The sequence below is a fragment of the Brachybacterium sp. YJGR34 genome, assembly GCF_003347015.1.
In the GTDB taxonomy this organism is placed as follows: Bacteria; Actinomycetota; Actinomycetes; order Actinomycetales; family Dermabacteraceae; genus Brachybacterium.
This window is the reverse complement of the sequence record NZ_PNFB01000015.1, coordinates 87766-96128: the sequence shown is the minus strand read 5'-3', so window position 1 is coordinate 96128 and position 8363 is coordinate 87766. Positions and strand designations below refer to the sequence as shown.

The window sequence follows — 8363 nt, the reverse complement described above, 5'->3', positions numbered from 1 at the left end:
TGGGGAGTTGTCCCCATCGCCAGGGGTGTGGTGGTGGTTCTAGGGTTGGTGCATCACCTGGGGGACAGGGATCGTGGATGCGGAGTTGGTCCGTGGAGGTCTGGTCCGGTGGGTGGGGCCGGTTTTTTGCGACGAGATGGAGGACACCATGAAGAAGGGCATGACGCCGGAGTCTGTTGAGCAGATGGGTACTCAGATCCAGGATGCGGGCGAGCAGACCAGCCAGATCTATCAGCAGGTGCAGGGGCGTGTGGAGGAGTTCGATTGGACGGGTGAGGACCGGGATCGCTTCGTGAGCGAGTTCGGTGACTCGGTCGGTCAGCTGGTTCAGCAGGTTCTGCAGCAGACGGGTGATTTCGCGCAGCGGGCGAGCCAGAATGCGGCGGCGCAGCGCGACGCGTCGTCCTGATCGCGGTTCGTTCTTTTCTTCGTCAGTGAAGTGTGGGCTCAGGTTCTGAGCGGAAGGGGTATGTGATGGCTTTCAAGGGTATGAATCCGGAGCAGGGGCGCGAGGTGGCGTCGGCGATCGGTGAGGCGGGTCAGCAGATCCTCGAGGTGATCGATCAGGCGAGCAGCCTGGTGAACTCGGTCGAGTGGGTGGGGCCGGACTACGACGCCTACCGGGAGGACTGGAACGGTTTCGTGGGTGGTCCCGTGAACTCGCTGATCGAGGTGCTGCAGACGAAGTCGGATCAGCTGAATCAGCATGCCGAGGAGCAGGACAGCACCTCGAACCAGGGCTGAGTCGGCGCGTTTGCCGGGTGTGTGGGCCCCGTCCCCTTCGTGGGGGCGGGGCTCTTGCCATGCCCACGGGACGGCCGGCGGCTCGCGGTGTGGCCCGCGGCCGGGATCAGCCCCGCGGCAGATCCCGGCCGTAGACCTGCAGGACCACGGGCCGTCCGTCCTCCTGGCTCTCCGTGGAGCTGTGCACCACGCGCAGCAGCCGGAAGCCGGCCTTCTCCGCGACGCGGGAGGAGGCGGGGTTGCGGGAGTCCGCCCGGATCACCGCCCGGGTGCCCAGGCCGCGGTCGCGGATCACGGCGCAGACCAGCTCGACGGCCCGCACGGCGACTCCGCGTCCGCGGACCCACGGCGCCACCCCGTAGGCGATGTTGACGTCACCGGGGTCCAGGCCGTCGGCGACCTCCGGGTCCACATCGATCGTGCCCACGCAGCGGTCGTCGAGCCGGATCCCGAAGGCGCGCTTGGGCCGTCCCTGCTCCGCCGCGCGGTCGAGCCGGAGGATGTACTCCGCTGTTCCGGCGACGGTGCTGTGACCGCCGCTCAGCCAGCGCACGGTCAGCTCGTCCTCGGCCGCGACCACGGCCGCGGCGTCCTCGCGCCGGAGGGGCTCGATCCGCACAAGCTCGGCAGGGCGAGCAGGGCGAGCAGGGCGAGCAGGGCGAGCAGGACGGGTAGGGCGGGGCATGGCGGAGGCGCGCCGCGGCTCAGCGGTAGTTGACGAACTGGAGAGCGACCTCGAGATCCTTGCCCTTCAGCAGTGCGATGACCTCCTGCAGGTCGTCCCGCTTCTTCGAGGACACCCGCAGCTCCTCGCCCTGGATCTGAGCCTTGACCCCCTTGGGGCCCTCGTCGCGGATGATCTTCGCGATCCTCTTGGCGTCCTCGGAGCTGATGCCCTCCTTGAGGGCGGCGGCCAGACGGACCTCCTTGCCGGACTGCTTCGGCTCGCCGATGTCGAGGGCCTTGAGCGAGATGCCGCGACGGATCAGCTTGGACTGCAGCACGTCCAGCACCGCGAGCACCCGCTCCTCCGAGTTCGCGGTCAGGACGATCTCGTCCCCGCGCAGGGTGAGGCCGGCGCCGATGTTCCGGAAGTCGTAGCGCTGTCCGACCTCCTTGACTGCCTGGTTGACGGCGTTGTCGACCTCCTGTCGGTCCAGCTTGCTGACGATGTCGAACGATGACTCTGCCACGGTGGGTCCTTCCTTCCTGCCGGTGCCCGGTCGGGCCGAGGGCCCATTGTCCCCGAGGCTGTGACGACAGTCATCCGCCTCAGGGCCCTTCTGGGTTCGCGTCCGCGCCCGAGCCCCGGTATGCTTGTCCAGGTCGCTTCCGGTGGCCGCCCGATCCCGGTCGGGTGGACGAGGAAGCAGTCACGGCAGATTACCCGAGCGGCCAAAGGGAGCTGACTGTAAATCAGCTGGCATTGCCTACGGGGGTTCGAATCCCTCATCTGCCACGGCGGAGGATCCTTGTGATCCGAAGCACCGGGACCGGCTCCCGAATTGCCTTCGGGCGAGGAGGCGGGTAAGGTTCACCGGGTTGCCCTGATAGCTCAGTCGGCAGAGCATCTCCATGGTAAGGAGAAGGTCAAGGGTTCGATTCCCTTTCAGGGCTCTGATGGATGCGGCGGCCCGGTCTCATTCGAGATCGGGCCGTTTCATCGGTCAGGCCGGGGTAGCTCAGACGGTCAGAGCGCACGACTCATAATCGTGAGGTCGCGGGTTCGATCCCCGCCCTCGGTACCACGCCGGTCATCACCGGAGTGCAGAATCCACATTCCCCGAGCACGGGGACCCACGAGGTGCGCCGCCGGGCGCGCCACCCGGAGAAAGAGGCGAACCGTGGCGAGCAAGACCTCTGACGTGCGTCCCAAGATCACCATGGCGTGTGTCGACTGCAAGGCGCGTAACTACATCACGAAGAAGAACCGTCGCAACACCCCGGATCGGCTCGAGCTCTCGAAGTTCTGCCCGACCTGCGGCAAGCAGACGGCGCATCGCGAGACCCGCTGAGCGGGCCACCGCACCTCCACGACAGGCCATCCGGGATCTCCCGGATGGCCTGTCGTGCGTCGCGCTGTAGTGGCCGGAGGGCGTCCCGAGGCACGTCACGCCCTGCTCGCGGACCTGAGATGATTCTCGGGTCCGCATCCGTCGGCCGCGCGCCGACCCGACCCCGGGAGACGACATGACCACCACCCCCGATCCCTCCTTCGCGGGGCGCAGCTACCCGGCCGGCCCGGTCCACACCGTCTCGGCCGCGAAGATCGCCGAGTTCGCCCGCGCCACGGGCGCCGCCTCCGCGCTGCACACCGATCCCGAGGCGGCCCGGGCCGCCGGCTGCGCCGACGTCGTCGCTCCACCCACCTTCCTGGTCTCCCTCGCCCAGGCCACCGAGGCGCAGTACATCGAGGATCCCGCCGCCGGCATCGACTTCACCCGCGTGGTCCACGGCGAGGAGGCCTTCACCCTGCATCGGCCGGTAGTGGCGGGGGACCGCCTGGTGCCCACCCTCACCGTCGAGAGGGTTCGCTCCGCCGGCGGCCACACGATGGTGACCACGCGGGTGGACCTCGCCGACGAGGCCGGCGCCGAGGTCGCCAGCGTGCGCAGCATGCTCGTCGTCCGCGGCGACTGACCGCGCCACCGCCCCTCGTCCGTCCTCGCCCCCAGGAGCAGCCATGACCTCCGCCCCCTCCGCCCCGCTGACCCTCTCCGACCTGACCGTCGGCCAGGAGCTGTCGCGCACCCGCCACGAGCTCAGCCGCGACACCCTGGTCCGCTACGCCGGCGCCTCCGGCGACTTCAACCCGATCCACTACAACGACGCGGTCGCGACCGAGGCCGGACTGCCCGGCGTTATCGCCCACGGCATGCTCACCATGGGCACCGCCGTCAGCGGCCTGCTCGACGCCCTGGGCGACCCCACCGCGGTCCGGGCGTACTCCTCGCGCTTCACGAACCCGATCGAGGTCCCCGCCCATGGCGCGACGACCCTCGAGGTGGTCGCCGTCGTCGGTGCGATCGACCTCGAGGCAGGCACCGCACGTATCGATCTCGGCGCACAGGTCGAGGGGACCGCGGTGCTGGGCCGTGCGCGGGCCACCGTCGCCCTGCCGCCCGGTCCCGCCGCCGCGGCCACCGGCGACGGCTCCGCGGCATGAGGCTCGCGGACCTGACCACCCTGCGGATCGGCGGCGAGATCCGGACCCTCGTCGAGGCCCGCACCGCCGAGGAGGTCATCGCGGCCGTGCGCGCCGCGGACGAGGCCGGCGAGCAGCTGCTGGTGCTCGGGGGCGGGTCCAATCTGGTCGCCTCCGATGCACCCTTCGAGGGCACGGTGGTGCTGCTGCGGGATCCGGAGGATCCTCCGCTGCTCGACGCCAGCTGCGAGATCAGCCCGTCGGGCGAGCCCGACGGCGTCCCCGCGGATCCCTCGGAGCTCACCCCCTTGGATCCGACCTGCGGCGGAGCCGTCGTGGAGTACTTCGCAGGCGTGCAGTGGGACCGCGCGGTGCGCTATGCGATCGCCCGCGAGATGGTGGGCCTCGAAGCACTGTCGGGCATCCCCGGGACCGTCGGCGCCACCCCGATCCAGAACGTCGGCGCCTACGGGCAGGAGGTCTCCTCGACCATCGCCCGTGTGCGCACCTGGGACCGCCTCGCGGGGGCGGTGCGGACCTTCGCGGGCGCCGACTGCGGCTTCGCGTATCGCGACAGCCTCTTCAAGCGCACCCGTCACGACGGCCCGGTCGCCTCGGCCACCGGCCGGTACGTCGTGCTCTCGGTCACCTTCCAGCACACCCTGGGCAGCCTCTCGGCCCCGATCCGGTACGCGCAGCTCGCCGAGGCGCTCGGGGTCACGGTGGGGCAGCGCGCGCCGATGAGCGAGGTCCGCGAGGCGGTGCTCGCCATCCGTGCCGCCAAGGGCATGGTGCTCGATGCCGCCGATCACGACACCTGGAGCGCGGGGTCCTTCTTCACCAACCCCGTCCTCGATGCCCGCGACGCGGCGCAGCTGCCCGCCCAGGCGCCCCGCTACGACGTCGGCGCAGGCCGGGTCAAGACCAGCGCCGCCTGGCTGATCAGCCACTCGGGGATCGAGCGCGGCCACGCGGTGGGGGAGCGGGCCGCCGTCTCCACCAAGCACTCGCTGGCACTGACCAACCGCGGCGGAGCGAGCAGCGACGATCTGCTCGCCCTCGCCCGCGACGTGCAGGCGAGGGTCCGGGACACCTTCGGGATCCACCTGGTCCCCGAGCCCGTCCGCCTCGGGCTCGACCTCTGACCACTGCGGCGACCGCCCCCGCGCCCGTCCCGCCCCCAGGGACGCCGGGCCCGCACCGGGCCGCTCCGCCTAGGATGGAGGCACGGCGTCCCACGCCGCCCCGCCCGTCCCCGCAGGAGGCCTCATGAACGTGCTCGACCAGTCCCTCGCCGCCCTCGACCCGGACATCGCCGACGTCCTCGACCGCGAGCTGGGTCGCCAGCAGCGCACCCTCGAGATGATCGCCAGCGAGAACTTCGTGCCGCGGGCCGTCCTGCAGGCGCAGGGCTCGGTGCTCACCAACAAGTACGCCGAGGGCTACCCGGGGCGCCGCTACTACGGCGGCTGCGAGGAGGTCGACGTCGCCGAGCAGATCGCGATCGATCGGGCCAAGGCCCTCTTCGGTGCCGAGCACGCCAACGTCCAGCCCCACTCCGGTGCCACCGCGAACGCCGCCGTGATGCACGCGCTGGCGCGTCCGGGCGACAAGCTGATGGGCCTCTCCCTCGCCCACGGCGGCCACCTCACCCACGGCATGAAGATCAACTTCTCCGGCCGGCTCTACGACATCGTCGCCTACGAGACCGAGCCCGGCACGGGACTGATCGACATGGACAAGGTCCGCGAGCTCGCCGTGGCCGAGCAGCCCAAGGTGATCGTCGCCGGCTGGTCCGCCTACACCCGTCAGCTCGACTTCGCGGCCTTCCGCGCGATCGCCGACGAGGTGGGCGCGGCGCTCTGGGTCGACATGGCGCACTTCGCGGGCCTGGTCGCCGCCGGCCTGCACCCCAGCCCCGTGCCCTACGCGGACGTGGTCTCCACCACCATCCACAAGACCCTCGGCGGCCCCCGCTCCGGCATGATCCTGTGCACCGAGAAGTGGGCGAAGAAGATCGACTCCGCCGTCTTCCCCGGCCAGCAGGGCGGTCCCCTCATGCACGTCATCGCCGCCAAGGCGGTCGCGCTGAAGGTCGCCGCCTCGGAGGACTTCGCGGATCGTCAGCGTCGCACTCTCGAGGGGGCGACGCTCCTCGCCGAGCGGCTGCAGCAGGAGGACGCGAAGGCCGCGGGCGTGAAGGTGATCTCCGGCGGCACCGATGTGCACCTGGTGCTGGTGGACCTGGTGGACAGCGAGCTCGACGGCCAGCAGGCCGAGGACCGCCTGCACGAGGTCGGCATCACCGTGAACCGCAACGCCGTGCCCAACGACCCGCGGCCCCCGCGCGTCACCTCGGGCCTGCGCATCGGCACCCCGGCGCTGGCCACCCGCGGCTTCGGTGCCGCGGAGTTCGCCGAGGTCGCCGACGTGATCGCCCTCGCGCTCACCGACGGGGCCGACCTCGCCACGCTGCGCGAGCGCACCGCGGCTCTCGCCGATGCGAAGCCGCTGTACGCGGAGCTCCAGCAGTCCTGAATCCTCGGCGGGGCCCGGCACAGGCGTGCCGGGCCCTGCCCCGTCCTCCCTGAGCCGGTGGACCGACCGACGGCCGGGACTCCCCATCGCACACCACGTCCGAGACGCAGAACCCACGAAAAGGGGCAGCATGACCGCTCAGATCCTCGACGGCAGGGCCACCTCGAAGGCCATCACCCAGGAGCTCGCCGAACGCGTCGCCGCGCTCGCGGAGCGGGGCATCACCCCCGGGATCGCGACCGTGCTGGTCGGCGACGATCCCGGCTCGCGCCTCTACGTGGGCATGAAGCACCGGCGCTCCGAGTCGATCGGGATGAACTCGATCCAGATCGAGCTGCCCGGCGACTCGACCCAGTCCGACGTCGAGGAGGTCATCGACCGACTGAACGCGGACGAGACCTGCCACGGGTACATCGTCCAGCTGCCGCTGCCGGCGCATCTGGACACGGACGCGATCCTCGAGCGCATCGATCCGGCCAAGGACGCCGACGGCCTCCACCCGACGAACCTGGGCCGTCTGGTGCTCAACGTGAACGCCCCGATCACCACGCCGCTGCCGTGCACCCCGCGCGCCGCGATCGAGCTGCTGCTGCGCCACGACATCGATCTCCAGGGCAAGCATGTCGTCGTCGTGGGACGCGGCGTGACCATCGGCCGGTCGATCGGCCTGCTGCTGACCCGCCGTGCGGTCAACGCGACCGTCACTCTCACCCATACCGGCACGAAGAACCTCTCGGACCACCTGCGCCGGGCCGACGTCATCATCGCCGCGGCGGGGGTGAAGCACCTGGTCCGTCCCGAGGACGTGAAGCCCGGTGCCGCCGTGCTCGACGTGGGCGTGACCCGCGGCGAGAAGATCCCCGAGACGGGGAAGTACCGGGTCCACGGCGACGTCGATCCTGCCGTCGAGGACGTCGCAGGTCACCTCTCGCCGAATCCGGGCGGGGTGGGGCCGATGACGGTCGCTCTGCTCATGACCAACGTCGTCGAGGCGGCCGAGCGCGCCGCCGGCATCGAGGAGACCTCATGACCCTCACCATCGCGACCGTCAACGTCAACGGGCTGCGGGCCGCGGCCCGCAAGGGCATGCCCGCGTGGCTCGCCGAGACCGGGGCCGACGTCCTCACCCTGCAGGAGGTGCGCGCGCCGGACGATCTCCTGGCCGGCCTCGTGGGTGAGGACTGGCGGATCGTCGGCGAGGCCTCGCAGCTCAAGGGCCGCGCAGGCGTCGCGATCGCCGTGCGCACGGGCCGCGAGGACGTGGATCTGGAGGCGGCCCGTCGCGGCCTGCCGGGGATCGAGGGGGACTCCCACACCGGGCGCTGGCTCGAGGCGGATCTCGAGGACCCCTTCGGCGACGGCCGTCGCCTCACGGCGATCTCCTGCTACATGCACTCCGGGAACACCGAGAAGCCCCAGACGATGGTGGACAAGTACGCCTTCCTCGACGCGATGATGCTGCGTCTGGAGCAGCTGCGGTCCGCCGGCGGCCACGTGGTCCTCACCGGGGACATCAACATCGCCCATACCGAGTGGGACATCAAGAACTGGAAGGGGAACCGGAAGTCCGCCGGCTTCCTGCCCGAGGAGCGCGCCTACCTCGACCGCCTCACCACCGAGGCGGGCTTCGTGGACGTGCATCGCGCCGTCCACGGCGACGGCCCCGGCCCGTACACCTGGTGGTCGCAGCGCGGCAAGGCCTTCGACAACGACTCCGGCTGGCGGATCGACTACCAGCTCGCGACGGAGGACCTCGCCGCCCGCGCCGCGAGTGCGCAGGTGGACCGGGCGCCGAGCTACGACACCCGCTGGTCCGATCACGCCCCGCTGGTGGTCGGCTACTCCTGAGCGCGCTCCGGGCAGCGGCGGCGGGGAGCGCCGCGGCCGGAGGGGAGCGGCCGGACGGTTCCCGTCGGCCGCTCCCTGCTCTACGGTG

The 8363-nt window shown here is 70.9% G+C and carries 11 protein-coding genes and 3 tRNA genes; 12 read left to right on the top strand and 2 right to left on the bottom strand.

The window, feature by feature from the left end; all coding sequences use genetic code 11:
- The first annotated feature begins 148 nt into the window (after positions 1 to 148).
- Complete coding sequence (locus tag CXH06_RS13070) at positions 149 to 409, top strand: hypothetical protein (protein WP_114855642.1); 261 nt, start codon at positions 149 to 151, stop codon at positions 407 to 409.
- Between the two features lie 65 nt (positions 410 to 474).
- Positions 475 to 744 carry a WXG100 family type VII secretion target gene (locus tag CXH06_RS13065; RefSeq protein ID WP_114855635.1) on the top strand — a complete coding sequence of 90 codons (270 nt, stop codon included), beginning with the start codon at positions 475 to 477 and terminating at the stop codon, positions 742 to 744.
- 106 nt (positions 745 to 850) lie between these two features.
- On the opposite strand, the gene CXH06_RS13060 is transcribed toward CXH06_RS13065, so the two are convergent.
- Together CXH06_RS13060 and CXH06_RS13055 are read right to left on the bottom strand one after the other, a co-directional pair.
- The gene (locus tag CXH06_RS13060; RefSeq protein ID WP_157975734.1) at positions 851 to 1363 is read right to left on the bottom strand and encodes a GNAT family N-acetyltransferase; all 513 of its coding nucleotides are present in this window, start codon (positions 1361 to 1363) and stop codon (positions 851 to 853) included.
- An 85-nt stretch (positions 1364 to 1448) separates the two neighbouring features.
- Entirely contained in the window at positions 1449 to 1937 is a 489-nt protein-coding gene (locus CXH06_RS13055; protein ID WP_114855633.1) for a YajQ family cyclic di-GMP-binding protein, read from the bottom strand.
- Between the two features lie 184 nt (positions 1938 to 2121).
- On the opposite strand from CXH06_RS13055, the gene CXH06_RS13050 reads away from it, so the two are divergent.
- The 10 genes from CXH06_RS13050 to CXH06_RS13005 all read left to right on the top strand — a co-directional run bounded on the left by CXH06_RS13050 (position 2122) and on the right by CXH06_RS13005 (position 8275).
- Positions 2122 to 2203: transfer RNA gene (locus CXH06_RS13050), tRNA-Tyr, on the top strand.
- A gap of 85 nt (positions 2204 to 2288) precedes the next feature.
- A tRNA-Thr gene (locus CXH06_RS13045) sits at positions 2289 to 2361 on the top strand.
- 54 nt (positions 2362 to 2415) lie between these two features.
- Positions 2416 to 2492, top strand: a tRNA-Met gene (locus CXH06_RS13040).
- A 96-nt stretch (positions 2493 to 2588) separates the two neighbouring features.
- Positions 2589 to 2759: a 50S ribosomal protein L33 gene (rpmG, locus tag CXH06_RS13035; protein ID WP_114855632.1), complete on the top strand. Its 171-nt coding sequence runs from the start codon at positions 2589 to 2591 to the stop codon at positions 2757 to 2759.
- 175 nt (positions 2760 to 2934) lie between these two features.
- Positions 2935 to 3384 (top strand): MaoC family dehydratase N-terminal domain-containing protein, encoded by a 450-nt coding sequence (locus CXH06_RS13030; RefSeq protein WP_114855631.1) that lies wholly within the window; start codon positions 2935 to 2937, stop codon positions 3382 to 3384.
- A gap of 43 nt (positions 3385 to 3427) precedes the next feature.
- Positions 3428 to 3910, top strand: coding sequence for a MaoC/PaaZ C-terminal domain-containing protein (locus tag CXH06_RS13025; RefSeq protein ID WP_114855630.1), 483 nt, complete (start codon positions 3428 to 3430; stop codon positions 3908 to 3910).
- The gene (locus CXH06_RS13020; protein ID WP_114855629.1) at positions 3907 to 5034 is read left to right on the top strand and encodes a UDP-N-acetylmuramate dehydrogenase; all 1128 of its coding nucleotides are present in this window, start codon (positions 3907 to 3909) and stop codon (positions 5032 to 5034) included. The genes CXH06_RS13025 and CXH06_RS13020 overlap by 4 nt, the downstream gene beginning before the upstream one ends.
- A gap of 124 nt (positions 5035 to 5158) precedes the next feature.
- Complete coding sequence (gene glyA, locus CXH06_RS13015; RefSeq protein ID WP_114855628.1) at positions 5159 to 6427, top strand: serine hydroxymethyltransferase; 1269 nt, start codon at positions 5159 to 5161, stop codon at positions 6425 to 6427.
- 130 nt (positions 6428 to 6557) lie between these two features.
- The gene (locus tag CXH06_RS13010; protein ID WP_114855627.1) at positions 6558 to 7457 is read left to right on the top strand and encodes a bifunctional methylenetetrahydrofolate dehydrogenase/methenyltetrahydrofolate cyclohydrolase; all 900 of its coding nucleotides are present in this window, start codon (positions 6558 to 6560) and stop codon (positions 7455 to 7457) included.
- Entirely contained in the window at positions 7454 to 8275 is an 822-nt protein-coding gene (locus CXH06_RS13005; RefSeq protein WP_114855626.1) for an exodeoxyribonuclease III, read from the top strand. The genes CXH06_RS13010 and CXH06_RS13005 overlap by 4 nt, the downstream gene beginning before the upstream one ends.
- The last annotated feature ends 88 nt before the right edge of the window (positions 8276 to 8363 follow it).

What these genes read in the sequence shown, in the direction of transcription:
- CXH06_RS13010 (WP_114855627.1), top strand. Translation starts at nt 6,558, where the DNA reads ATGACCGCTCAGATCCTCGACGGCAGGGCCACCTCGAAGGCCATCACC.
- CXH06_RS13030 (WP_114855631.1), top strand. Translation starts at nt 2,935, where the DNA reads ATGACCACCACCCCCGATCCCTCCTTCGCGGGGCGCAGCTACCCGGCC.
- CXH06_RS13020 (WP_114855629.1), top strand. Translation starts at nt 3,907, where the DNA reads ATGAGGCTCGCGGACCTGACCACCCTGCGGATCGGCGGCGAGATCCGG.
- CXH06_RS13070 (WP_114855642.1), top strand. Translation starts at nt 149, where the DNA reads ATGAAGAAGGGCATGACGCCGGAGTCTGTTGAGCAGATGGGTACTCAG.
- CXH06_RS13065 (WP_114855635.1), top strand. Translation starts at nt 475, where the DNA reads ATGGCTTTCAAGGGTATGAATCCGGAGCAGGGGCGCGAGGTGGCGTCG.
- CXH06_RS13005 (WP_114855626.1), top strand. Translation starts at nt 7,454, where the DNA reads ATGACCCTCACCATCGCGACCGTCAACGTCAACGGGCTGCGGGCCGCG.
- glyA (WP_114855628.1), top strand. Translation starts at nt 5,159, where the DNA reads ATGAACGTGCTCGACCAGTCCCTCGCCGCCCTCGACCCGGACATCGCC.
- CXH06_RS13025 (WP_114855630.1), top strand. Translation starts at nt 3,428, where the DNA reads ATGACCTCCGCCCCCTCCGCCCCGCTGACCCTCTCCGACCTGACCGTC.